General features: G+C 33.0%; 21 protein-coding genes. 16 read left to right on the forward strand and 5 right to left on the reverse strand.

What is annotated here, in order from left to right:
- Window positions 1-53 precede the first annotated feature (53 nt).
- A complete protein-coding gene (locus tag V6246_RS11010; protein WP_042497782.1) occupies window positions 54-926 on the reverse strand; it encodes an AraC family transcriptional regulator in 873 nt (290 codons plus the stop codon).
- 203 nt (window positions 927-1,129) lie between these two features.
- Here V6246_RS11010 and V6246_RS11015 point away from each other — a divergent pair, with 203 nt between their 5' ends.
- From V6246_RS11015 to V6246_RS11030, 4 genes are all read left to right on the forward strand, one after another.
- Entirely contained in the window at window positions 1,130-1,723 is a 594-nt protein-coding gene (locus V6246_RS11015) for a hypothetical protein (RefSeq protein ID WP_341560548.1), read from the forward strand.
- 407 nt (window positions 1,724-2,130) lie between these two features.
- Complete coding sequence (locus tag V6246_RS11020; protein ID WP_341560550.1) at window positions 2,131-2,724, forward strand: hypothetical protein; 594 nt, start codon at window positions 2,131-2,133, stop codon at window positions 2,722-2,724.
- Between the two features lie 398 nt (window positions 2,725-3,122).
- Complete coding sequence (locus V6246_RS11025; RefSeq protein ID WP_341560551.1) at window positions 3,123-3,716, forward strand: hypothetical protein; 594 nt, start codon at window positions 3,123-3,125, stop codon at window positions 3,714-3,716.
- Window positions 3,717-4,130: 414 nt separating this feature from the next.
- Window positions 4,131-4,742: a hypothetical protein gene (locus tag V6246_RS11030; RefSeq protein WP_341560553.1), complete on the forward strand. Its 612-nt coding sequence runs from the start codon at window positions 4,131-4,133 to the stop codon at window positions 4,740-4,742.
- A 205-nt stretch (window positions 4,743-4,947) separates the two neighbouring features.
- On the opposite strand, the gene V6246_RS11035 is transcribed toward V6246_RS11030, so the two are convergent.
- Together V6246_RS11035 and V6246_RS11040 are read right to left on the reverse strand one after the other, a co-directional pair.
- A complete protein-coding gene (locus V6246_RS11035; RefSeq protein ID WP_341560555.1) occupies window positions 4,948-5,730 on the reverse strand; it encodes an enoyl-CoA hydratase/isomerase family protein in 783 nt (260 codons plus the stop codon).
- Between the two features lie 40 nt (window positions 5,731-5,770).
- Complete coding sequence (locus V6246_RS11040) at window positions 5,771-7,264, reverse strand: sensor histidine kinase (RefSeq protein WP_341560556.1); 1,494 nt, start codon at window positions 7,262-7,264, stop codon at window positions 5,771-5,773.
- A gap of 386 nt (window positions 7,265-7,650) precedes the next feature.
- Between V6246_RS11040 and V6246_RS11045 the strand changes: the two genes are divergently transcribed.
- From V6246_RS11045 to V6246_RS11080, 8 genes are all read left to right on the forward strand, one after another.
- A complete protein-coding gene (locus V6246_RS11045; protein WP_341560558.1) occupies window positions 7,651-8,433 on the forward strand; it encodes a DUF3108 domain-containing protein in 783 nt (260 codons plus the stop codon).
- A 6-nt stretch (window positions 8,434-8,439) separates the two neighbouring features.
- The gene (locus V6246_RS11050; protein WP_341560560.1) at window positions 8,440-9,357 is read left to right on the forward strand and encodes a tryptophan 2,3-dioxygenase family protein; all 918 of its coding nucleotides are present in this window, start codon (window positions 8,440-8,442) and stop codon (window positions 9,355-9,357) included.
- Window positions 9,315-10,655 carry a peptidoglycan DD-metalloendopeptidase family protein gene (locus V6246_RS11055; RefSeq protein WP_341560562.1) on the forward strand — a complete coding sequence of 447 codons (1,341 nt, stop codon included), beginning with the start codon at window positions 9,315-9,317 and terminating at the stop codon, window positions 10,653-10,655. The genes V6246_RS11050 and V6246_RS11055 overlap by 43 nt, the downstream gene beginning before the upstream one ends.
- A 7-nt stretch (window positions 10,656-10,662) precedes the next feature.
- Window positions 10,663-12,282 (forward strand): glucose-6-phosphate isomerase, encoded by a 1,620-nt coding sequence (pgi, locus tag V6246_RS11060; protein ID WP_341560564.1) that lies wholly within the window; start codon window positions 10,663-10,665, stop codon window positions 12,280-12,282.
- 171 nt (window positions 12,283-12,453) lie between these two features.
- Window positions 12,454-14,997, forward strand: coding sequence for a TonB-dependent receptor (locus tag V6246_RS11065; RefSeq protein ID WP_341560566.1), 2,544 nt, complete (start codon window positions 12,454-12,456; stop codon window positions 14,995-14,997).
- A 9-nt stretch (window positions 14,998-15,006) separates the two neighbouring features.
- Window positions 15,007-16,155, forward strand: a complete 1,149-nt coding sequence (locus tag V6246_RS11070; RefSeq protein ID WP_341560567.1) for a hypothetical protein — start codon at window positions 15,007-15,009, stop codon at window positions 16,153-16,155.
- 83 nt (window positions 16,156-16,238) lie between these two features.
- Window positions 16,239-17,594, forward strand: coding sequence for an endonuclease (locus tag V6246_RS11075; protein ID WP_341560569.1), 1,356 nt, complete (start codon window positions 16,239-16,241; stop codon window positions 17,592-17,594).
- A 103-nt stretch (window positions 17,595-17,697) separates the two neighbouring features.
- Window positions 17,698-18,132: a hypothetical protein gene (locus V6246_RS11080; protein WP_282148741.1), complete on the forward strand. Its 435-nt coding sequence runs from the start codon at window positions 17,698-17,700 to the stop codon at window positions 18,130-18,132.
- A 134-nt stretch (window positions 18,133-18,266) separates the two neighbouring features.
- Here V6246_RS11080 and V6246_RS11085 read toward each other — a convergent pair whose 3' ends face one another.
- Window positions 18,267-19,316, reverse strand: a complete 1,050-nt coding sequence (locus tag V6246_RS11085) for an endonuclease/exonuclease/phosphatase family protein (protein ID WP_445818999.1) — start codon at window positions 19,314-19,316, stop codon at window positions 18,267-18,269.
- A 130-nt stretch (window positions 19,317-19,446) separates the two neighbouring features.
- On the opposite strand from V6246_RS11085, the gene V6246_RS11090 reads away from it, so the two are divergent.
- The 3 genes from V6246_RS11090 (at window position 19,447) to V6246_RS11100 (ending at window position 24,198) form a co-directional block, all read left to right on the forward strand.
- Complete coding sequence (locus tag V6246_RS11090; protein ID WP_341560574.1) at window positions 19,447-22,248, forward strand: TonB-dependent receptor; 2,802 nt, start codon at window positions 19,447-19,449, stop codon at window positions 22,246-22,248.
- 82 nt (window positions 22,249-22,330) lie between these two features.
- The gene (locus tag V6246_RS11095) at window positions 22,331-23,767 is read left to right on the forward strand and encodes a DUF5689 domain-containing protein (protein ID WP_341560576.1); all 1,437 of its coding nucleotides are present in this window, start codon (window positions 22,331-22,333) and stop codon (window positions 23,765-23,767) included.
- Window positions 23,768-23,820: 53 nt separating this feature from the next.
- A complete protein-coding gene (locus V6246_RS11100) occupies window positions 23,821-24,198 on the forward strand; it encodes a hypothetical protein (protein ID WP_341560578.1) in 378 nt (125 codons plus the stop codon).
- Window positions 24,199-24,207: 9 nt separating this feature from the next.
- Here V6246_RS11100 and V6246_RS11105 read toward each other — a convergent pair whose 3' ends face one another.
- Entirely contained in the window at window positions 24,208-25,176 is a 969-nt protein-coding gene (locus V6246_RS11105; RefSeq protein ID WP_341560579.1) for an endonuclease/exonuclease/phosphatase family protein, read from the reverse strand.
- Between the two features lie 62 nt (window positions 25,177-25,238).
- Here V6246_RS11105 and hflX point away from each other — a divergent pair, with 62 nt between their 5' ends.
- Complete coding sequence (hflX, locus tag V6246_RS11110; protein ID WP_341560581.1) at window positions 25,239-26,456, forward strand: GTPase HflX; 1,218 nt, start codon at window positions 25,239-25,241, stop codon at window positions 26,454-26,456.
- Window positions 26,457-26,464: the final 8 nt, after the last annotated feature.

Consider the following 26,464-nt stretch of genomic DNA (forward strand, 5'->3'; position numbering starts at 1 on the left):
TTCATCGTTTTATATAGTAATAATTATTTGTATATAAAACGATGTATTTATTTCTACTGAATAATATGCTTAATTTCCTTTCGGTATTGTGAAGCACTTTTCCCGGTAATTTCATTAAACTGCTTGTTAAAATGCGAGAAGTTATTAAATCCGCACTCAAAACAAACATCTGCAATACTCATTTGACTTTCGTTTAAAAGCTTCGTAGCGTGTACAACTCTATATTCGTTTACTAGTTGCGTAAATGTTTTTCCTGTAGTTTTTTTAAAGTAACGACAAAAAGCAGGAACCGTCATGCTTACTTCATTTGCAATATCATCTAAAGCGATATGCTCATTAAAATTGGCATTGATATACTTATATATAGTATTAATCTTATTACTGTCCTGCGGATTGGTTTCTAAGGCAATTCCGTCGGCATTTAATAAGGTATAGTCATCTGTCTTAGATAGGTGGTTCAGAATTTCTAAAAACTTAATCATGCGCTTTAAACCGTCATGCTCTAAAAGTTTTTCAATTTTAAGCCCAATTTTCTTTTTAGTATCTATTTGAAAACGGATCCCTTTTTTAGCACGTTCAAATAAAGCAACAATATTTGCCATTTCTGGCACTGTTAAAAAATCGTCACCTAAAAAATTAGAAGCAAATTGCACTGTAGTTTCTGTTCCGTTGGCTGTAAGCCTATCGGTAAACCCATTGTGTGGTAAATTAGCACCAATTAATATAAGTTGACTATTATTAAAGTAAGATAGGTGATTACCAATATGCGTTTTTCCTTGTCCCTTGTTAACATATACAAGTTCTAATTCGGGGTGAAAGTGCCAGAAAGCATTGTTTTTATCAGCCTTTTCGCCATGTTGCCTAACTAATATAGAGCTGCCGAAACTCGGGCTAATTTTTTCTAAAGTAGGTTTTTTAATAATCATAGGGGGAATATTTGCTGCAAAATTACGACATATTATGCATACATTGTATATTTAATTACCTTTAATGTGTGTTAAATTAACTTAACCCACTGTTAACACAGTATTAACAGATAATTTAGCATACAAATAGGTCAAAATTGATGTTTTCTTAAGCGTATTACCTATGTATCTTTGTACCGTTAGTTAGAATGAAAGCCCAAATCATGAAAAACGCTATTACCATATCGAAAAAAATTATCTTATCAGCTGTGTTTTGCACAACGCTTTTAAGTAATGCTAATACAGGCAATAATATGCTTGTAGATAAGGATTTAGTTAAAACGGCGCTAACTATTAATAATGTAAAAGCTGGAAATTTATTATCTATTAAAGATGTAAACGGTATAACATTATATAAAGAGTTCATTGAAGAGTCTGGAGTTTACAGAAAAGGATTTGACTTAACGGCTTTACCAAACGGAAATTATATTTTTGAAGTTGATAAAGATCTTGAAGTAGAAATGATTCCTTTTACAGTTAGTAATAATAAGGTTGTTTTTAATAGAGACGCTGAGGTTACTATTTATAAACCATTTGTTAGACAAGAAAATGATGCGATTTATATCTCACAGTTTTTGCCAGATTTTTCAAAAGCAAAAATTGAAATATATGCGAATTATAACGGGGAGTTAGAATTGCTACATGCAGATAAAATAGAAAACTCTCAATTAATTCAAAAAGCATACAGACTTGAAAAAGGAAGTTACAAAATAATAATAAACTCTAATAATAGAGAGTATACAAAATTCATTAATTAGTTTAATGTCTTATTTAGTTTAGTTTAGTTGGTAAAGTGGGCTGTGGTGGCCCACTTTTTTTTTGCTCTAATTTTAAACTACTATATCTTAAATCTTCTTTTTATTAAAACCAGAGTATCTGCCTTTTTTAGAAATTTATTCTCAATACATTTTTTAAGACCTTAATGGTCTTTTTTCTTTTACAATATATTTCAATTTGAAATAGCCTCCTTTGTAAGTGATCAATTTTATAATACCTGCATATACCATTTTGTGCTTTTTTACCCTCAATGTATGCTATTTTAATTAACGTTTTGTTAATGTAATAATAACGGTTAAAATAGCACAGAAAGTCATCAAAATCAATGCTTTGCGTTTGGTTGGTCTGTTGTATTTTTGACCTGTTGAACGTTACTAAAACCAATATTATGAAAAACGTAATTAAACATTCCAAAAAAATCCTATTAGCAGTTGCTATGATAACTGTATTAGTAGGTAATGCAAAAGAAAAAACTTCAGCCTTAAAGAAAGGACTTATAAAAACTGCCTTAACACTTAATAATGTAAAGGAAGGTAATTTGTTATCAATCAAAGATCAGAACGGTATCACTTTATATAAGGAGTTGATTGTAGAATCTGGAACTTATAAAAAAGGATTCGATTTAACAGCTTTGCCAAATGGCGACTATTTCTTCGAAGTAGATAAAGATGTTGAAATTAAAACAATACCTTTTACTGTAAAGGCTAATACAGTGGTATTTAAAAAGAGTGAAGAGATTACTGTTTTTAAGCCATTTGTAAGAGAAAAAGATGGGGTTGTATTTATCTCTAAACTTTCTCCAGATTACGGAGCTTTAAAGGTGAGTATTTATGCTAACTATAAAGGTGAGTATCAATTGCTTCAATCTGATAAGTACGAAAATTTACAAACTATTGAAAAAGCTTATAAACTTGAAAAAGGTAGCTACAAAATAGTTATGAGCTCGGATAATAACGAGTATATAAAATTCATTAATAATTAGTTTAATGTCTTATTTAGTTTAGTTTAGTTGACAAAGTGGGCCGTGGTAGCCCACTTTTTTTTGCTCTAAATTTAACTGGATTATAGTTAGGGTGTTCTAGGTTTTATTTATTTCCTGTTTTTTTTTTTTTTTTTAATCATGCGGGTTTTTAGTTCTTAAAAACTCTGCATCTTTTTGCTTCTTAATACTATTTGTTTTAAAGGTAATTGTTGTAAAGTTTTATAATTTTTCAAAGAAGCATATATGCGCCTTTAACCTCGATATATAGTATTTTAATTCATGTTAATTTAATACAGTTATATTGGTTAAAATAACATATAATGTAGTCAAAATCAATGCTTTGTGTTTGGTTGATCTGTTGTATTTTTGACATGTTGAACGTTATTAAAACCAATATTATGAAAAACGTAATTAAACATTCCAAAAAAATCCTATTAGCAGTAACTATGTTAACTGTATTAGTAGGTAATGCAAAAGAAAAATCTTCAGCCTTAAAGAAAGGACTTATAAAAACAGCTTTAACAATTTACAATGTTAAGGAAGGTAATTTGTTATCGATCAAAGATCAAGACGGTGTTACTTTATATAAGGAATTTATTGTAGAGTCTGGAACTTACAGAAAAGGATTTGATTTAACAGCTTTGCCAGATGGCGATTATGTATTTCAAGTTGATAAGGAAATAGAAGTTAAAACTATTCCTTTTACAGTAAAGTCTAATAAAGTTGTCTTTAAAAAAGACGAAGAGGTTACTGTTTTTAAGCCTTTTGTTACAGAAAAAGATGGTTATGTGTTAATCTCTAAACTTGCTCCAGATTATGCAAGTTTAAAAGTGAGCATCTACGGGAACTATAATGGAACTTATGAGTTGCTTCAATCTGATAAGTTTGAAAACTTACAAACTATCGAAAAAGCTTATAAACTTGAAAAAGGAAGTTATAAAATTGTGATCAACTCAGATAGCAATGAATATACAAGTTACATTAACAATTAGTTAATGTCTTAATTTAATTTAGTTTAGTTGATAAAGTGGGCCGTGATGGCCCACTTTTTTTTGCTTAATATTTAACGAGTTAATTAAGAGCTCGCCGGCTTTATATAGCCGGTTTTTTTGGGTCTAGTAATTTTATTAAACAACCTGCCAATTATATTGTGGTTCATTTTGGTACATGGCTTTATTAAAACACAATAGCTCCATAGTGTAAACCATTTAATTTATATGTATTGGCAATACTCCAATATTAGGTGTTTATGTGTGGTTTTAACCTCGATATATGGTATATTAATTTAACATTATCTTGATGTAATAATAACGGTTAAAATAGTATATAAATCCATCAAAATCAATGTTTTGGGTTAGCGCGTTTGGTTGTATTTTTGACATGTTGAACGTTAAAAAAACCAAATCATGAAAAACGTAATTAAACACCTTAGAAAAGGAACCTTAATGGTAACAATTTTTGCTACTACATTAAGTTTCGCGAATGAAGTTTCAGTTTTTACAATTAAAAATGAAGCCGACAAAACCTCACTAACTTTAACAGATGTTAAAAAGGGGAATCTTTTATCTATTAAGGATGAAAATGGCATTGTATTATATAAAGAATTCATACAGAGATCTGGAAGCTATACAAAAGGTTTCGATTTAACGGAATTGCCAAATGGAGCATATTTATTTGAAGTAGATAAAGATGTTGAAATTAGCACAATACCGTTTACGGTTGAAGCGGATGGTGTTACATTTGATGCTGCTGGCGAAAAAGTAATTTACAAGCCTGTAACGAGAGTTGTTGGAAATTTACTTTATGTAACTAAGCTTTCTTTAAATGAAGCTCCTTTAGAAATTGATATCTATTTTGAATCTGATGAAGTGAACGGAAGCTCAGAATCTGTTTATTCAGAAAAAATTGAGAACTCTAAAATCATTGAAAGAGTTTACAAGTTAGAAGATATTAAAGATGGTAAATTTGAAATAGTTTGTCATTCAGAAGGTAGAATCTTCACGAAAACAATTAATTAAGTTCTAACTCAACTTGATAAGGGTGAGCCGTAAGGTTCGCCTTTTTTTTTGAAAAAAAACTAATGGAAAGATCTATTAGTTTTCTTTATTGCTATGTTAATGAGTTGTTTGTGCAGTGTGTTTGATTGAGTGCAATAAAAAAAGGATAACTCTTTTAGTAAAAGCTATCCTTAATATTTTTAGTTGAAAATTATTTCTAGAAGAATTATTCTCCCGGAAATTCCGCAGTACGTTTCTGTAAAAAAGCAGTAGTTCCTTCTTTAAAATCTGCTGTTCCAAAACTTTTTCCGAATTGTTTAATTTCAGTTTTATAACCATTTTTACCTTCTTCTAAACCTGCGTTTACCGCTTTTATAGCTTTTGCAATTGCTACAGATGAGTTTCTCATCATTTTATTCGCCATTTTTTCGGCTAACGGTATAAGCTCGGCTTGTGTTACTACGTGGTTTACTAAACCGTAGTTTTTTGCAGTTTCGGCATCAATCATTCCGGCAGTCATTATCATTTCTAAAGCACGACCTTTCCCTACAAGTTGAGGTAAACGTTGTGTGCCTCCGTAGCCAGGTATAACACCAAGAGACACTTCTGGTAATCCCATTTTAGCATTATCGCTGGCTAATCTAATATGGCAAGCCATAGCTAATTCTAATCCGCCACCTAGAGCAAAACCATTTACAGCTGCAATAACAGGAGTGCCTAAATTTTCTACATAATCAAATAATATTTTTTGACCTTTAGCTGCTAATTTGCCGCCTTTTTCTTCAGAGAAATTAGCAAACTCACTTATGTCTGCACCTGCAACAAATGCTTTTTCTCCGCTACCGGTTAAAATAATTACTTTAGTGCTTTTATCTTTATCGGCGGCTTTAAAAGCTTCGTGCAATTCTTGTATGGTATCTTTATTAAGCGCATTAAGTTTAGTTGGGCGATTAATTGTAATTTGAGTAATACCGTTGTTGGTTTCGGTTAATATGTTTTCGAAATTCATAATATTTTATCTTTTTTAAGCTCTTGCTAATTTACGTTTTTTAAGAAAGATTATTTCTAAAGTTTTTGGAGTGTTCTGTTTTTTGTGGAAAAACAACCTTAAAAACGGCTCCTCTATCTTGTTCAGACTCAAAGGAAATTGTGCCATTGTAGGTTTCCACAATGTTTTTAACCATGGCTAAACCAAGTCCCATACCACTGGTTTTTGTAGTAAATTTTGGTTCGAATAGTTTCTTTTTATTTTCTTCTAAAACACCAGATCCGTTGTCTGATACCGTTAAAATAACATTATTGTTATTCGTGCCAACGTGTACGTTTATTTTTGGATCATCTTTAGTTGGCATGGCCTGTATAGCGTTTTTAACCAAATTGGTAATTACACGAATAAGTTGTGTTCTATCGAAAATGGCAATAATTTCTTCTTTCTCGGTGGTAAAATAAATGTAATGCTCGTTAAAAATATCTAAAGCGAGTTTTACAATTTCTACTACGTTTAGTGTTTCATTTTGCTGTGCTGGCATTTTTGCAAAATTTGAAAATGCCGAGGCAATAGAACTCATGGTGTCTATTTGCTGAATAAGGGTTTTGCTGTATTCGTCTAATTTAGAGTGGATGTTCTCATCTTCTGGGTTAAACTTACGTTGAAAACTTTGCACAGTTAAGCGCATAGGTGTTAGCGGGTTTTTAATTTCGTGTGCTACTTGTTTTGCCATTTCGCGCCAAGCTTGCTCACGCTCACTTTTTGCAAGTTGTACAGCACTTTCTTCTAGCTCATCAATCATGCTGTTGTACGAGTTTACTAGAGTCGAAATTTCTTCGCTGGTATCACTTATTTCAATACGTTTATTCTGTTTTTCTAAACGTGTGGTATTTATTTTATCACTAATTTTTTTAAGAGATTTAGTAATGTATTTCGATAATAGAAAAGCAATACCAACGGCCATAAGTAGCACGAATAGGTAGGCGTAGACAATTCGAGATAAAAACTCATCGAGTTCTTTAGCTAGAAAATCATCATTTTCTAAATACGGAATATTTAAAATAGCAATGGGTTTCGATTTGTTGTCGGTAACGTAAGTAAAAGAGGATTGAAAGGTTTGTCCGTTTTCTATATGTTTATCTACATACCTATGGTGTGGTGTGTTGGAAATGGCGTTTAAAACATCGGCATCTAAACATTTTTCTACAGCCGATTTTTGTAACCCTGCACTAGACGCTATTAGTAATCCGCCATCTAAATCGTAAAGAATTATTTGTAGTTTGTGTATATCGGCAATGTTGTAAATTTCTTCTTTAAATATTATTGGAATGTTTTCTGTTTTTACTTCCCAAGTGTTTTGCCTACCGTTTAGTACGTGCTTTATGTGTGTTTTTGTATTGAGTTCTTTACGCTCTAATCGCTCGGTGTGGTAGTCTTTAGTTTCTTCTTTATATTGGTAAATAGCTATACCTGTAATAAGCACAGACGCTAGTAAAACCAAGAGAATCATGGAGAGGAATATGCGGGTACGAAGTGATGGTTTTTTTATTTTCATTAATACATTTGTAGTGGTCTAAATATAACAATAATCGCACCAAAGCATGCAAAGGGTAACTTAAAAGTTGTTTTTGTAACGGAATTTACTGGTTGCGTGCGTTAGGGATTGTAGCATTGTTGAAGCTCTTTTTGTGTTGTTGCACCTATTGCAACACAAAAAAGCGACTGCGGAAAGCCCGACCCTTTTTCGGGGAACGCCCAAAGTTTTATTAGTTTTTGTGAATTCGTGAATTTTTTAGATATATGTAACAAATTATTGTTAAGAGCTTCTAATATATAATGGCGGTAATTATTATTTTTCTATTTTTGGAATAGTAATTGTAATTTATTGCTTGTTACAATAATTGTACATTTAACAAGTTACATGATATGACCTACATAGAGATGAAAAAAATACTACTTATATTATCGTTGGTTTTTGTTGCGCAAACTGGGTTTTCGCAAACTGAATCGGCTTTTGAAGATGGCGAATGGTTTAAGTTTAGAATGAGTTACAGCAATTGGCTAAAGGCAGGTAATGCCACGTTGGCTGTGCATGACGAGGTTTTAAACGGGAAACCTGTTTACCATGTTGTTGGTAAAGGCTGGACGACTGGCATGATTAAGTGGTTTTTTAAGGTGAAGGATAGGTATGAGACTTATTTTGATAAAGAAACTATTTTGCCTTACAAGTTTATACGTAATATTGACGAGGGTGGCCATACTAAGGATTTGGAGATTGATTTTGATCAGAAAAACCACAAGGCGCACATTAACGATAAAAAGCATAATAAAAAGATAGTTATTGATACTAAGCCTAATATTCAGGATATGGTGTCTACATTTTACTATTTGCGTAATCACTTAGATACCGAAAATTTAAAAGTAGGTAACGAGGTAAAGATTGATATGTTTTTTGATGAAGAAAATTACGGTTTTAAATTACAGTATTTAGGTGAAGAAACTATTGAGACCGATTTTGGAGATGTTGAAGCTTTAAAATTTAGGCCTTATGTTATGGCAGGTCGCGTTTTTAAAGAGGAAGAAAGTTTAACCCTATGGGTTTCGAAAGATAAAAATAAATTACCTTTGCGTATAAAGGCAGATTTGGCTGTGGGTTCGCTTAGAGCAGATTTAGACGCTTTTAGAGGGCTTAAGCATCCTTTTAATGTTGTTGTTAAAAACTAATAAATTTTGAACTCTAAAATTACGAATCAAATTAAAGCTAAGTTTGATGCCATTGACCAAGATGTTGATGCGCATTTAGAAGGCTTGTTGCATAGTAAACCCATTAATTACTGGGATTATATACAAACCGATGCTTTATTAAATTTGCAAGTACAGCGTACTGTTTTTCCAGACGAGTTGGTTTTTATTATGTACCACCAGGTAAATGAGTTGTTGTTTAAAATGGTGCTTTCTGAAATGGATCAAATTGCCAAAAACGATACCATTGATACCGAAACGTTTACCACTAAAATAATGCGTATTAGTCGTTATTTTGATGTGTTAACCTCTTCTTTTAGTATCATGAAAGATGGTATGGATGTGGAGCAATACAATAAGTTTAGAACTACGTTAACGCCTGCAAGTGGTTTTCAGAGTGCGCAATACCGTAAAATAGAATTTGCATCTACAGAGTTAATCAACTTAATTGATAAACGTTTTAGAGATACGTTTGATAAAAACTCATCGTACGAAAATGCTTTTGAACACCTGTATTGGCAAGCTGCTGGTAAGGATTATAAAACCGGAAAAAAAACGTACACATTATCTGATTTTGAAGGTCGATATAAGGACGAGTTTATTAGATTTACGAAATTCTATCAGAATAATAACTTGTGGAGCAAGTTTAAAGGACTGCCAAAAGCATCGCAAGAAAATAAAGATTTAATAAATGCCATGAGGCATTACGATTATACGGTGAATATTAAATGGGTTATGGCGCATTATAATACCGCAAATCACTATTTAAATATTAACGGGAAAACTGCCGAGGCAACCGGAGGAAGTGAATGGGTGAAATATATGCACCCTAAATATCAAAAAAGAATATTTTTTCCAGATTTATGGACAGAGAAAGAGATACAAGAGTGGGGAACAAATATATAATTCTATTAGCATGCGCTGTGTTTTTTGCAAGCTGTAAAGACGATGAAAAACAAAGTGATCTAGAGGAGAAAGATTTGGCTGTGGTAGAAATGCCAGAAGAAAACTTCGAATTTGGATTTAATTTAGACGATTTTATTGTGAAGCGTGACACTATTAAAAGTGGTGATACTTTTGGTAAAATACTAGATCGCAACCATGTTACCTATCCGGAAATTTACAATATAGTAGAAAAATCCAAAGATAGTTTTAATGTTAGAAGCTTGCGTCCAGGTAAGCCGTACACGCTTTTATGTGCTAAAGATTCTTTACAAACTCCTAAATGTTTTGTTTATCAACCCAATGTAGAAGAATATATTGTGGTTAATTTTCAAGATTCTATTCATGCCTATACAAGCAGAAAGCCTATAAAATATATTGAGAAAACGGCAACCGGTATTATTAGTAATAATATCTCGCAAACTCTAGAAGAGCAAGGGTTAAGCCAACGTTTAGCTTATAAAATGGCTGATGAAATTTATGCTTGGACCATAGATTTTAGACGTTTGCAAAAAGGCGATCGCTTTAAAGTTATTTATACCGATAAATATATTGATGATACTATTTACGCCGGTGTTCAAGATGTGAAAGCTGCATATTTTGAACATAATAGCGAACCTTTTTATGCTTTTGAGTTTGTGTCAGATTCTGTAAATGGTGTTAAAGACTATTTTAATGATGAAGCTAAAAATTTACGTCGTGCCTTTTTAAAGGCACCCGTTCAATTTAGTAGAATTTCGTCGCGCTATAATTTAAAACGCCGTATTGCGGTTTATGGTTTTAAATTACGTCCGCATAAAGGAACCGATTTTGCGGCACCAATTGGCACGCCTATTATGGCTACAGCAAATGGTACGGTATCAAAATCTGAAAAACGCGGAGGTAATGGTAATTATGTTAAAATACGCCATAATGCGACTTACGAAACGCAATACCTACACATGAAAAGTCGTAATGTAAAGCCAGGGCAATTTGTAAAACAAGGTGATGTTATTGGCTGGGTTGGTATGACGGGGAATACAGGTGGGCCACATGTATGCTATCGTTTTTGGAAAAATGGCAAGCAAGTCGATCCGTTTAAGCAAAAATTACCTGAAGCAAAAGGAATTTCCGATTCACTTAAAATAGAGTATCTAGAATTTATTTCACCTATAAAAAAGAAATTGGATGCTATTGATTTCTTAGAAGATGTTTTTGAAGATGATAAACTAGATCAGCCAACTATAAAACAAAACACTAACGCAATATCACTTAACAATTAATAATCCTATGGCATTACCAAACATAAACCCTACAACAACTAAATCTTGGAAGAAATTACAAGCTCATTTTGAAGCAGTAAAAGATGTTCATATGAAAGATTTATTTGCTGAAGATAAAACTAGAGCAAATAAGTTTACTATTAAATGGGACGATTTTTATGTAGATTTCTCTAAAAATAGAATTACTGAAGAAACTTTAAAGTATTTATTAGAATTAGCCGATGATGTTAAGCTGAAACATGCTATTAAGAGTCAGTTTTCTGGTGAAATAATAAACGAAACAGAAGGTAGAGCAGTATTGCATACAGCATTAAGAGCACCGAAAGATTCCGATTTTAAAGTTGATGGTGTTAATGTAATGCCAGAAATATATCAAGTAAAACAAAAAATTGAAGGTTTTACAAATGAAGTTGTAAGCGGACAAAGAAAAGGTTACACCGGAAAAGCGTTTACCGATGTTGTAAATATTGGTATTGGAGGTTCGGACCTTGGACCAGCTATGGTGGTGGATTCTCTTCAGTATTATAAAAATCATTTAACAACTCATTTTGTGAGTAATGTAGATGGTGATCATGTTAATGAGGTTATTAAAAAATTAGATCCAGAAACAACCTTGTTTGTAATTGTTTCTAAAACATTTACAACACAAGAAACATTATCTAACGCCAATACTTTAAAAGATTGGTTTTTAAAATCTGCAAATAGCGATGCTATTGCAAAACATTTTGTTGCTGTATCTACCAATATCGAAAAAGTACAAGGTTTCGGTATAGATGCTAACAATATTTTCCCAATGTGGGATTGGGTTGGAGGTCGTTTCTCTCTTTGGAGTGCCGTTGGATTAACCGTGAGTTTAGCTGTGGGTTATGATAATTTTGATAGCTTATTAAAAGGAGCGAACAAAATGGACGAGCATTTTAAAAATGAAGATTTCGAGTCTAACATTCCTGTTGTTCTAGCGTTATTAACCATATGGTACAATAATTTCTTTGAGGCAGAAAGTGAAGCTGTAATTCCTTATTCGCAATATTTAAATCAATTTGCTACCTATTTACAACAAGGTATTATGGAAAGCAATGGTAAAAGTGTAGATAGAAATGGAAACCCAATAGACTACCAAACAGGTACTATTATATGGGGCGAGCCAGGAACAAACTCACAACATGCCTTTTTTCAATTAATACATCAAGGTACTAAGTTGATACCTGCAGATTTTATAGGGTTTACTAAGTCTTTACATGGTAACAAAGATCATCAAGATAAATTAATGTCTAACTTTTTAGCACAAACAGAAGCCTTGCTAAATGGTAAAACAGAAGCAGAGGTTGTTGCAGAAGGAACAAGCGAATCCATAACACCGTTTAAAGTGTTTAAAGGTAATAAGCCAACGAACACTATTTTTATAAATAAATTATCGCCAGAAAGTTTAGGGAAGCTTATCGCGATGTACGAACATAAAATATTTGTACAAGGAATTATTTGGAACATTTTTAGTTACGATCAATTTGGGGTAGAGTTAGGGAAGCAGCTAGCATCTAAAATTTTACAAGAATTTAACGGGAGCGTTACAAATGAACATGACTCTTCTACTCAAAATTTATTGAATTATTATAACCAATCTGAGTAAAACGATAGAATATTCTTATAGAAAACGTGAAAAGGCCTTAGTATTTTAAATACTAAGGCCTTGTTTTTTGTTAAAATTGTTAAATTTCTTAACATTTACTTAATATTGGCCCGCAATTTATACGTATTTTTGCACCGACTAATTTCAAATAATTAATACATAATTAAAATTATGAAAAAAACAACAAATTATTTATTACTAACTGTGGCACTGTTGTTCAGTACAGTTATTATGGCACAAAGTACTATTACAGGTACGGTTTTGGAACAAGGTATAAATATGCCTCTTCCTGGTGCTAATGTTGTCGAGAAAGGTACGACCAACGGAGTTGTAACAGACTTTGATGGAAATTTCACTCTTAAAACAAAATCGAGTTCGGGTGAAATTATAATTACTTACGTAGGTTACACGTCTAAAACAATTTCTTTTTCTGGAGATTCATCTCTAAAAAATGTAACGTTAGAGCCTAGTCAAGTAGGTTTAGAAACAGTTCAAATTATTGCATCTGTGGCGGTTGATAGAAAAACGCCTGTTGCTGTATCTACAGTAAAAGCAGCAGATATTGAGCTTAAATTAGGGACACAAGAGTTTCCTGAAATTTTAAAATCTACACCTGGTATCTACACTACTAAAACAGGTGGTGGATATGGTGATGCTAAAACAAGAATTAGAGGTTTTCAATCAGAAAACGTAGCTGTTATGATTAATGGTATTCCTGTTAACGATATGGAAAACGGAGCTGTGTACTGGTCTAACTGGGCTGGTTTAGGTGATGTTACATCAACTATGCAAGTGCAAAGAGGTTTAGGTGCTTCTAAAGTAGCTGTACCTTCTATTGGTGGTACTATTAATGTTATCACTAAAACTACAGATGTTGAAGAAGGTGGAAGCGTATTTACTTCTATCGCAAACGATGGTTACGAAAAATATGGTGTAACTTATTCTACAGGATTAAATGATAAAGGTTTTGCTGCAACAGTTTCTGCTGCACAAACGAGTGGTAATGGTTATGTAGATGGAACAGAGTTTACAGGTGTTTCTTACTTTGTTAACCTTTCTAAAGAAATAAACGATTTTCATAAAATTTCGTTTACAGCATTTGGTTCTAAACAACGTCACGGTCAAAGACAAAACAGACAATTAATTTCTACTTTTGAAAATAGTGAAAGAGGAAGAAAATTTAATGCAGATTGGGGTTATAAAGATGGTCAAGTATTACATCAAGAAGATAACTTCTACAATAAACCACAAATGTCTTTAAACCATTATTGGACTTTAAATGAAACGACTTCAGTTTCTACTGTAGCTTATGCTTCTTTTGGTACAGGTGGTGCCGGTGGAACCGCTGGAGATAATAAATTTGGTTTTGATAATACAGGATTTAGTGAGTATAGAAATGGACTTTACGGAACAATTGATTTCGATAAAATTGTTGACGAAAATATTGCTAGCGGAGCAAATGGATCTACTACAGCTTTAAGAGCGTCTAGAAACGACCATAACTGGTATGGTGTTTTATCTACTTTAAAAAAGGATTTATCTGATGATTTAGTTTTATTAACTGGACTTGATTACAGAAACTATAAAGGTATTCACTTCTCTGAAGTATCCGATTTATTAGGAGGTCAATATTTATTAGATGATAGTGACGTAAACAACCCAAATAATCCACTTCAAGTAGGAGATAAAAGAAGTTACTATAACGACGGTTTAGTTGGATGGTTAGGAGCTTTTGCACAAGTTGAGTACGATGTTACAGAAGATTTCAATACATTTTTATCTGCTGCATTATCTAACACATCTTATAAAAGGGTAGATTACTTTAATTATTTAGATAGTGATCCATTACAAGAAACAGATCGTTATAATTTCTTAGGATTTAGTACAAAAGGTGGTGGTAACTATAGAATAGATAACAACCATAATGTATTTGTGAATCTTGGGTATTTTGAAAAAGCACCAGATTTTGATGCTGTTTTCCAAGAGTTCGATAATGAGCATATTAATGAGAATGCTGAAAACCAAAAAATATTAAGTTTCGAGTTAGGTTACGGGTATAGAAGTGAAAAACTTACAGCCAACGTAAACTTGTATAGAACAACTTGGAAGGATAGAACAGAAACATCTTCTTTCCAACAACCAGATGGTACAAATGCATTTGCTAATATTTTAGGTGTAAACGCAATTCACCAAGGGGTAGAAGTAGATTTTATTTATAAAGCTACCGATAAATTAAACATTACTGGTATGATGTCTTTAGGAGATTGGAGATGGGCTAACAATGTAACAGATGTTCAAATTCTTGATGAAGATCAAAACTTAATATCTACTGTAGATCTTTTTATTGAAGATTTACACGTAGGTGATGCTGCCCAAACTACTATGGCTTTAGGTGCAAACTACAAATTATCTCCAAAAACAAGAGTAATTATCGATTACAATTATTTTGGAAACCTTTATGCTGATTACGATCCAAGTGAACGCGGTACAGCAGGAGCACCAGATGCATGGAAATTGCCAGATTATGGGTTGTTTGATGCTGTTGTAAGTCATGGTTTCGATTTCGGACCTTTCGATGCAACCTTAACTGGTAGAATTAATAATGTATTTGATACGGAATATGTAACAGATGCTTTCGATGGTACAGATGATACTGCATTAGTATATTTTGGTACAGGTAGAACATTTAGTATTTCAGCAAAACTTAAATTTTAAAAAAAAATTATGAAAAAAATATTTTTATTATTAACCGTTTTTTCAATGGCATTCACTTCTTGTGATCCATTAGAAGATATTACTGAAGATATTGCTGCAAATCAAGCTAGTGTTGTTGGAGATGTTGCTTTTGAAATGTCTGATGATGACTATGAGACTTTAGATTTATCTTATGGTAGTTTTGATTCAGAAGAAGATGCGAAAACATTGATTCCATCTTTGTTAAGTAGTAAATATCCTGTTTGGGGAAATACGTCTTCAGCAGAAGTAACTTATAAGTTATACTACAAAAAAAATGACGAAAAAAGTTTAATCGTTTATACAGCTCAAGATTCAGATTATACTGAAGCTGGATTATCTTATTCTACAATTTCTAGCGATGCTCAAATGAGTCAATTATTGGATTATTTATATTCTGAACCAGAAGATAGAGTTTTAGTATCTTTAACATATGAGCAATATGATAGTGGTATTGTTACTACTGTTAAGGATGGTTTTATTTACTCTAACGGAGCTTGGGAAAAATCTAGTGGAATTACTGAAGCGGAATATGCATCTATGGGAGAAGCTAGAGCTCAATTTTCTAATGAAGATGAGGCATTGGTTAAAATACCTGTTTTCTTAAAAAATAAATTGGCCTACGAAGCTCCAAAAGTTAATGATATTGAAGGTGTAATGTATAATTTATATGTTACTGATACTGATGATGTTGACGAAGATGGTTCTACTGAGGATAAAACAGAGTATAGCTATGTTGTTTTTTATATATTTGATGGAGCAAATTGGGTAGAATATGAGAATACTATAAATCAATCAATCAAATTTGGTCATGATGGTACTAATTGGGTTCCTGATAATACCATAAAATATACTTTGATTAGAAATGCAGATTACGAGTATATGGCTTCTCAATTAACAGGAGATGAGTATGCTAGTTTAATTGGTAATTTAGGTGACTATGGCGATTTCGATTATAATTGGAGTGATGAGCAAATAGTGTATGCTTTAACTTTGTTTTTAGATAATTTAGATCCAAATGCGGAAGATGGCCAAAAGTATGTTTTAACATATGTTGTTTACGATAATGGAGAAGGAAACTATGAGAAAAATTTCATTAGAGAAGGTGGAGTTTGGGTAATTAATACTGATTTAGAATAATAATTTTCTAATTAATATAATTATAAACCACCTTGTAAGAGGTGGTTTTTTTCTTCTTAAATTTTAATAAAATTATATGTGATATGAAAAAAGGTATTATTTATTTATCAATTATAGCGCTTTTTGGTTGTAGTAGTTCTGGTGGTGGTGATTCTCCAGTCGATCCTGGTACAGATGATAATGGTGTTTCAATAGCTGTTAATGATATAGCAATTACGACTGAAGATACAGCTGTAATTATTGAGAACCTTTTAGGGAACGATACTGTATTAGATAATGCAAGAATTACATCGTTTGATACGGCGAGTATAAATGGTGGTACTATCGAAGATAATAGAAATAGCACCTATACGTATACGCCTTTGACTGGTTTTATTGGAGAAGATACGTTTACCTATACTATTTGTGATAGGGATACGCCGGCAGATTGTTCTACAGCAATAGTTACCGTAACCGTAACAGATGAAGGTAACCCTATTGCTGAAAATGATGCCGTTAATGTTGCGGAAAACAGCACTAAAATTCTTGCCGATTTATTAGCAAACGATTCGGCTATTGATGGTGCTGTTATTACTTCTGTAGATAACACTGGAACATTAGGAGCAGTAACATTAAATACAGATGGTAAGGTAACTTATACACCTCAATCTGGTTTTGAAGGTACCGATACATTTACCTATACTATTTGTGATAATGATGTGCCAACGGCGGAATGTTCTACAGCAACTGTTACAGTAACGGTTTTAAAATCTATAGATTTTAATATAGCTTCTAGTTTAGGTGATTATTACGATGGTGTTATTTTTACAGAAGATGCCGATTTAATGTTCGATCAAATTTCTGCACATACACAAGATATGCACACGGTAATATTAAGTTATACGCAACGACATGATTATTTATATAATGCGGATGCCGATTTATCAAATCAAGATAACGTGATTTTAATGTATACAGGTGAAAGTAGATATTGGGAGGAGTATAGTTCTGGAAATAATCCATATGCAACACAAACCTATAACACAGAACATATTTTTCCACAATCTAGGTTAAGTTCGGATATAGCAGTTTCAGATTTACACCATTTAAGAGCTGCCGATGCAGATGTTAATAGCGATAGAAGTAATTATCCATATGCAGATGGAAGTGGCTCAAACAAGTTAATAGGAGGCAATACGTGGTACCCTGGAGACGAATGGCGTGGTGATGTTGCCCGAATGGTAATGTATTTAAACATTCGCTACGGAGAGGATTTTAATAAAGTTGGTGGTTTAGAGCTTTTTAAAGCATGGAATGTTGCCGATCCAGTATCAGCCTTTGAAGAACAACGTAACAACGTAATTTATGCCGCACAAGGCAATAGAAACCCTTTTATTGATAATCCATACATAGCCACTTTAATTTGGGGCGGTACGGTTGCAGAAAATAAATGGGAATAAGAATTATTCTAATTTAGAAAAACTTTTAAACCGCTTCAATCGAAGCGGTTTTTTTGTGAATTATAATTACTATTTTTGCATCAATAATTAAAACACAACATTCATGTACAACATTGTATTATCACTCCATTCCTATTGGGCATATTTAGTGCTTATTGTATTATTAATAGCTGCTGTAAGTGCTGTTATAAAAACAATAGGAGATAAAGAATATGAAAACAACGATTTTAGAAGATCGTTATTCACATTAATAGTATCTCATATTCAATTGTTAATTGGTATTGTGTTGTACTTTGTATCACCAAAATTTTTGTTATGGGGTGAGTTAGGCGGAAAAGTAATGAGCAACTCTATGGCGAGATTATACCTTGTTGAGCACCCGTTTATTAATATTATTGCAGTGGCTTTAATTACAATTGGTTATTCAAAACATAAAAAGAAATTAACTTCAAAAGGGAAGTTAAAAACAATAGCAATCTTTTATAGTATTGCGTTATTATTGTTTTTATCAAGAATTCCTTGGAGTACTTGGATGTAGATTAAAAGTATATCCAAAATAAAATATAGTCAGACCTTTCAAGTTATGTAATTTGAAAGGTCTTTTTTTTTGAATTTGTGAAATCACTTGGGTCGAGCTAAGTGATAGAAGTCTGTTTTCTCATAACTTGAATTTCATTCTTCATCAACTTCCTTAATCAAATAAACATAAACTGGGAAGTGATCGCTAAAGCCGTTATTAAAGCCATGATATCCAAAGCTTCTTAACGGATAACCTTTGTAAGCACCAAGTTTAGTAATAATATAGTTTTTGTTATAAATACCAGCTTTATAAAATTGGAATGAAGTGTAATCTTTCTCTAAAAACGGTTTGGTTACCATAATTTGATCGAATAAACTCCAAGAATCTCTATAAGCTGTTGTGCCCATACCATCTTTAAAGAAATTTATATACGGATTGTAAATACCTTTTAATCCCACTTTTTTCGTTGACTTAGCTTTTAAAACTTTTTTAACGCTAGCATTGTTTGGATTATCATTTAAATCGCCCATAATAAATACTTTTGCATACGGATCTGTAGTTTGTAAAGAATCGACTAGGCGCTTACTTAATTTGGCGGCAGCCACACGCTTTGGTCTACTTTTAGCTTCACCACCACGTCGGGATGGCCAATGATTTACAATAAGATGAATGGTTTCACCTTCCAGGTTTCCGCTTACCAATAATTGTTCTCGGGTATAAACGCGCTTATTTGTTTCGGGATCATAAATTTTCAATTCATGAGAACTCGTGCTTATCGGCGTAAATGCATTCTTCTTGTAAAGTAGTGCCACATCAATTCCGCGCACGTCTGTAGAGTTATAATGCACAATACCATAATCTATATCAACTAATAGCGAATCGTTTACTAAATCTTCTAAAACAGCTTTATTTTCAACTTCACAAACACCGATAATACTTGGTGCGGTATTAGTAACATTTTTTCCAATATCGGATAGAACTCGTGCCATATTTCTTATTTTTTTCTTGTAAACAGGACCTCTATTGGTTTTCAATTCCATCATTGGGCTGTATTCATCTAATTTGTTAGGGTCATTTATGGTATCAAATAAATTCTCTAGATTATAGAAAGCAACTGTGTGGATTTTAAATTTTTTATCCTGAGTATTTGCATGTAAAAAGGTTAATAAAAACAACGGTATAAGCGCGAATTTTAAACAAATTTTTCTTTTAAATAAGAATGAAACTACATGGGTTTTGTAGCTAAATTGAAATATAATTCCTTGAAATTCTTTTAAGTGTTTAACTGTCAATTGATTGTTTTTTATTATAATTGAAGTAATAAAGATAAGCATGAATAAAATAACCCTTATTTTTTTATTCGGAATTTTTTCAATTAGCCTCCATTCTCAACAAACTTTAGTGAAGGGTAGCGTGCTAGATGCACTTACTTTTGAGTCTTTAGAAAACGTATCGGTAACTATCGAAAACAGCAATTTATCGATGGAGACAAATATACTTGGTGAGTTTTTATTCGAGAAAAACTTACCACTCGGAGAACAAATATTGAGAGTTTCAAAAATTGGATATATATCAAAGCGTTTCCCTATTATAATAAATAAAAATGAAACTATTGATATTGCCGGCATTACCTTAGATTTAGATACTACGACTACTAGCAACTTGTTTACAATCACATTATCTGATGATGAATTAAACGATGATTCTAGTGGTGCCGATAATATTTCAGGGCTCTTAGCGTCGTCGCTCGATGTTTTTCAGCGTACAGCAGCATTCGAATTTAGTCCGTCCTTTTTCCGTCTTCGGGGATTAGATTCTAAAAACAGCACCCTTTTAATTAATGGTATAGAAATGAACAAAACCTACAACGGTAGGCCACAATGGAGTAATTGGGGAGGTATTAATGATGTGTTACGTAATCAAGAATTATCTACAGGTTTAGCACCCTCAAACTATAGCTTTGGCGGTGTTTTAGGTACAAATAATATAAATATTAGGGCGTCGCAAACTAGAGCCGGTGGGCGCATTACCTATTCGTCGTCTAACCGAAGTTATAGCAATCGCCTTATGGCAACGTATGCTTCTGGTTTATTAAAAAACAATTGGGCATATACAGTAACGTTAGGTCGCCGATGGGGAAATGAAGGATATCAAGAAGCGACGAGTTATAATTCAAATTCTTTTTTCACTTCCGTGGAAAAAATAATTAACAAAGCCCATAGTTTAAGCTTTTCTGCGATTTACACACCAAATCGCCGAGGAAAATCGTCACCAAATACACAAGAGGTTTTCGATTTAAAAGGCATTAAATATAACGAATATTGGGGTTGGCAAGATGGCGAAAAACGAAATTCTAGAATAAAGGAAGTGAGCGAACCTATTGTGATGCTTAACCATTACTGGAATTTAAATAGTAAAACCAAGTTAAATACGAACATAGCCTATCAGTTTGGTAAAATGGGAAATAGCCGATTAGATTACAACGGGAAAGATTTAATAGATGGTTTTCCTCAAGGAGGTGGAGCAAACCCGAGTGCAAGCTATTATCAAAAATTACCAAGTTATTTTGAGCGGAACTTTCCCGATCAATTAGGTTTTGCATATCAGGCTTTACAAACGTTTCAAGATGGCGGTCAAATTGATTGGAATGTCATGTATAGCACCAATATTGCGAATGCCCAAAATGGAGGTAATGCAACTTATGCCTTGTATGAAGATCGTGTAGATGATAAACAACTTACTGTAAACTCTATTTTAAATAAAGAAATAAACGACCATGTTAACTTCAATGCGGGTATTAATTTTAAAAGTTTAAACTCCGAAAATTTTGCTCAAGTTTTAGATCTTTTAGGTGCTGAAACTTATTTGGATATCGACGGTTTTGCAACAAATATTAACGAAGCTCAAAACGATTTATTAAACCCTAACCGCATAGTTGGAGTGGGCGATAAGTTTAAATATGACTATAATATTTTTGCAAACGAAATTGGAGGATATGCGCAAACACAATTTTCTTATAATAAAACGGATTTCTACGTAGCGGCTAGTTTGAAGCACACACAATATCAGCGTGAAGGTATTTATCAAAATGGTGGATTTCCAGATAACTCATTTGGTAAAGGCGATAAGTTAAGTTTTATGGGCTTTGGTGCAAAAGCCGGGTTTACTTATAAGCTATCTGGTAAACATGTGTTTAATATTAACGGTGGTTATATTTCTAGAGCGCCAACATTGCAAAACACGTTTTCAAATTCTAGAGAAAACCATAATGTTGTACCAGATATTACAGAAGAAAAAATAACGTCTGCAGATGCAAGTTATGTATTCCGGTCCTCTGTGGTTAAAGCTAAACTTACAGGTTATTACACAAAGGTTACTGATGCTAGTGAAATTTCATTCTTTTTTGCCGATGGTATTGGTGGCGATAATTTGGCCTTTGTACAAGAAATTCTTCAAGGTATTGAAAAGCAACATATAGGTGCCGAGTTTGGTGTTGAAGCCCAAGTAACACCAACTATAAAATTAAAAGGTGCTGCTGCTATCGGGCAGTTTACGTATAACAATAATCCTAATTTATTTTTGTCTACAGAGCCGGACGACGAGGCTTTAGCTGCGGGTTTTATAGATGGGTTTAAAGATTTTGGACAATCGAAATTAAAAGATTATAAACTCGCTGCCGGACCACAAAATGCTTATTCAGTAGGTTTTGAATATAGCGATCCCGATTATTGGTGGTTTGGAGCTACGGCAAATTTTTTTGCAAATACCTATATAGATGTGAGCCCGTTAACGCGTTCTTCAAATTTTTCAACCGATTTTGATGGCAATGTTTTTAATGACTACGATGAGGTTTTGGCGAGAGAGCTTCTAAAACAAGAACGGTTTGATGATTATATGGTGGTGAATTTAATTGGTGGAAAATCGTGGAAGATTGGTGAGTATTACATCGGTTTTTTTGCTAGCATTAATAATTTATTAGATCAAGTTTATAAATCTGGTGGGTTTGAGCAAGGAAGAAATGCAAACTTTAGAGAACTTAGAGATGATAAAGCTTTGGATACTCCTGTTTTTGGATCGAAATATTGGTATGGTCGTGGGACCACTTACTTTTTGAATTTGAATGTGAGATTTTAAATAAAAAACCGCTAGGTTAAAAAAGATAGCGTAGTACCATGCTGAGCTTTTAACGACAACAAATAATATAAAAACATTAATCATGAAAAATTTTAAAATACTAATTGCCATTTTTCTGATGCAAACACTTATAATATCTTGTGTGAAAGATGATGATTATAGCGTTCCCGATATATCAATTACAGAACCCGATATTCCTCAAGATAAAATAACAACTTTTAAAACCATCAGGTCACTTTTCGATCAGGCTATAAATAGTGGGAATTCGACGGCTAGAATAGATGAAGATTCAGAATTATATATTGAGGGTTACGTGGTGTCTTCCGATAAATCGGGAAACTTTTTTGAAGAGTTAATTATTCAGAATAAAATAGATGACTCTAGCCCAGATAGTGACCCTAGAATGGGATTTCAAGTCGCTATCAATGTGTCTAGTTTGTCGGATACCTATCAATTTGGACAAAAAGTATATCTAAAAATGGCAGGATTAACTATTGGAGAAAGTAGTGGTGTCATTTCCATAGGAAAAGGGGATGGAGCGCGTGTGGAACAAATTCAACCTTCAGAATATAAAAGCATTATTATCAGAAGTAACGAAGTGGTGGATATTCAGCCTAAAGTTGCACATATTACAGATTTAACAAGTTGGGATCATAATACACTAGTTCAGTTAGAAAACATGCAATTAAATCGTTTTGAGTTGGGAGCCACATTTGCTAGCGAATCTATAGATGAGTATGATGGTATTAGAACTTTAGTAAGTTGCGAAACTGGTGTTTCTATACGTATGCAAACAAGTACGTTTTCCGATTTTAAATCGTTACTTATTCCGCAAGGGCAAGGTAGCGTTACAGGAATTTTTGCTAGAGATTTTGGAGATGATTTTAATGTGCTTGTTTTAAATAGTTCGGCAGATATGAGTTTTACTTCTGAAACCCGTTGCGACCCCATAGAACTAGGTTGTGGTATTGCTGAAACATTGGGGACAGGGAATTTGTTTTATGAAGATTTTGAACCACAACGAAATAATAGACCTATAGAGATTGAAGGTTGGACTAATTATATTGAAGCAGGTACAGAAGCGTGGGAAGGTTATTCTTCCACATCGTCAAATGCATCTTTAGGGCGTTCGGCACGATTTCAATGTTCTAGTTCTGGAGACGATTCTAACATAGGTTGGTTAATTACACCGGCAATTAATTTGGATGAGCAAGACGGTGAAACACTTCGTTTTAAAACGTCTAATAGTTTAGCAAATAGTAGTTTTTTAGAAATTTTATATTCTTTAGATTGGGATGGTGATGAAGCCAATATTGCTACTGCTACTTGGGGTACAATATCCAATGCGTATGTGGTGAAAGATACCGACTCGTTTGTGCCGTGGTTTAATTCGGGTGCTGTAGATTTATCTTGCGAAAGTGGAACCATGTATATCGCTTTTAAGTTTACAGGAAGCGGAGAAGATACCTTTGATGGTATTTATGAGTTAGATGAAATTAGTGTGGATTTTGTGGAATAATAATTTGTTATCCAGACGTAACAAGTTTTAAATAAAAAGTCTAATTTCGCCGCATGGGCACATTCGATATTCTATTTTATCATTTTTTTAATCACTTCAAACTAAAGAAAAACAAGAAGGCTAATAGCATTGCTACTTTTTATGTTTCTTTTTTACAATGCAGTTTGCTATTGCTTTTAGGAGTGTTTTTTGCTAAGTTTTTTAGAAAAATGCACATGGATACCATGTCGGCAGATAAAGCATGGACTTTATTTGTTTTGGTAGTAATATTTATCTTCTTTAAAAACTGGATGTATTATGGCGGACGAAAACGTAAAGTGCTAAATGTCAAAATGATTAAAAATAAAAAACTAACCTATAATATCTATATGCTATGGTTTTTACCTGTAGTTATTTTAGCATTAACATTGGTTTTATTACAAGCTGTATAAAGGCTACTATTATTTTTTGAAAATAGCATATACCGGAAAATGGTCGCTATAACCGCCTTTGTAGCGTTTGCCAGCATAAGTTCTGTATGGAGCGCCTTTATATCTACCTTCAAATATTTTTAGAAAATCTTCATCAAATATATTAGACAGGCTATACTCGTATAAATTCTCGGAGGTTTTGAAAAAGTTAGTTGAAATTAAAATTTGATCGAATAAATTCCATTGCCTATTATGTTTGGTGGTACCACGATTAAAAGAGCGTAGTGTTTCCATAGGGTTAAACAGACTGTAATTATCAACCAAACGTTTAATACTGTTATTGTGCGGATCATCATTAAAATCGCCAATTGTAATAATTTTAGCTTCGGGATCTTCTAAGGTTATACTAGAAATAATTTCACCTACTTTATCAGATGAAGCTATGCGTTTGTGTTCCGTTTCTTTTTCACCTTCGCGTCTAGACGACCAATGGTTTACAATAACATGTATTTTCTCGCCATCTAAAATACCAGACACTAATAGCACATCGCGCGTATAATCTGGTAGACCTTTATCATTTTTTAATTCAACTAGAAATGGCTCTGAGTGTAAAACTTCAAAAACATCTCGATCATAAATTAAAGCTACATCAATACCGCGCTCGTCTGGAGAATCATAATGAACATACCCATAATTGTATGGTTCTAAATGTTTAGATGCAATTAAATCTTTTATCACTTTAGCATTTTCAACCTCTGCAAGACCGATGATAGCTGGTTGTTTACCTGTTTCTCGTCTGCCTATATTAGAAATAACGTAACCTAATTTTCTGAGTTTATTATCGTATCGTTTTGGAGTCCATTTTTTAATGGATTTAGGAGTAAAATCATTATCGTACTTTAGTTTATCATTAAAAGTATCAAATAAGTTTTCAGTATTGTAAAAGGCAACAGTTTGTAAATCGTTACGAACAGGAATATCATCAAAAGGTTCTATCATATCCCAAAAATAGGCTTAAAAATATTAAAAATAAAATCAACGCAATTGTGTAACTTTGTATTATGATAGAAGAGAAAGATATTTCTTTAGAACGCGCAGTGTTAATAGGCGTGATTACTAAAGAACAAGACGAAGAAAAATCTAAAGAATATTTAGATGAGTTAGAGTTTTTAACCTATACCGCAGGTGGGTATGCCATAAAGCGTTTTACGCAAAAAATGGATATGCCTAATCCTAAAACTTTTATTGGTACAGGTAAAATAGAAGATGTACGCGTATTTATTGAAGAAAACGATATAACCACAGCTATTTTTGATGACGAATTATCGTCGGCACAAGAGCGAAATATTAGTAAAATCTTAAATGTAAAAGTTTTAGATAGAACGAATTTAATACTCGATATTTTTGCACAACGTGCGCAAACGAGTTATGCTCGTACGCAAGTAGAATTGGCACAATGCCAATATTTACTGCCACGTTTACGTGGTATGTGGACTCACCTTGAGCGCCAAAAAGGTGGTATTGGTATGCGCGGACCTGGTGAAACAGAAATAGAAACGGATAGACGTATTGTACGCGACAAAATAGCATTGCTTAAAGACCGTATTAAAATTATAGATAAGCAAATGGCTGTGCAACGTGGTAACCGTGGTAAAATGGTTCGTGTTGCGCTTGTAGGTTACACCAACGTTGGTAAGTCTACTTTAATGAACGTGATTAGTAAAAGTGATGTTTTTGCTGAAAATAAACTTTTTGCAACCCTAGATACTACGGTGCGTAAAGTGGTTATTCAAAATTTACCATTTCTTCTATCTGATACCGTTGGGTTTATTAGAAAATTGCCAACACAACTTGTAGATAGTTTTAAAAGTACACTAGATGAGGTTCGTGAAGCCGATTTACTGTTGCATGTTGTAGATATTTCTCATCCAAATTTTGAGGAACATATTGCTTCTGTAGAGAAAATTTTAGGTGAAATTAAAAGTGGAGATAAACCAACTATTATGGTTTTCAATAAAATTGATGCCTATACTGCCGAGCATTTAGACGATGATGATTTAGAAACAGAACGTGGTGCAAGACACTATAGTTTAGATGAATGGAAGAGTACCTGGATGAGTAAAGTGGGTAACAATGCGCTTTTTATCTCTGCACTTAACAAAAAGAACTTAGAAGATTTTAAAAAGCGTGTTTACGATGAGGTTCGTGAAATCCATGTAACTCGTTTTCCATACAATCAATTTTTGTATCCGGATTACGATTATGAAGATATGGAATAGTTAAAACC

Source organism: Algibacter sp. TI.3.09 (assembly GCF_038154905.1).
Taxonomy (GTDB): Bacteria; Bacteroidota; Bacteroidia; order Flavobacteriales; family Flavobacteriaceae; genus Algibacter.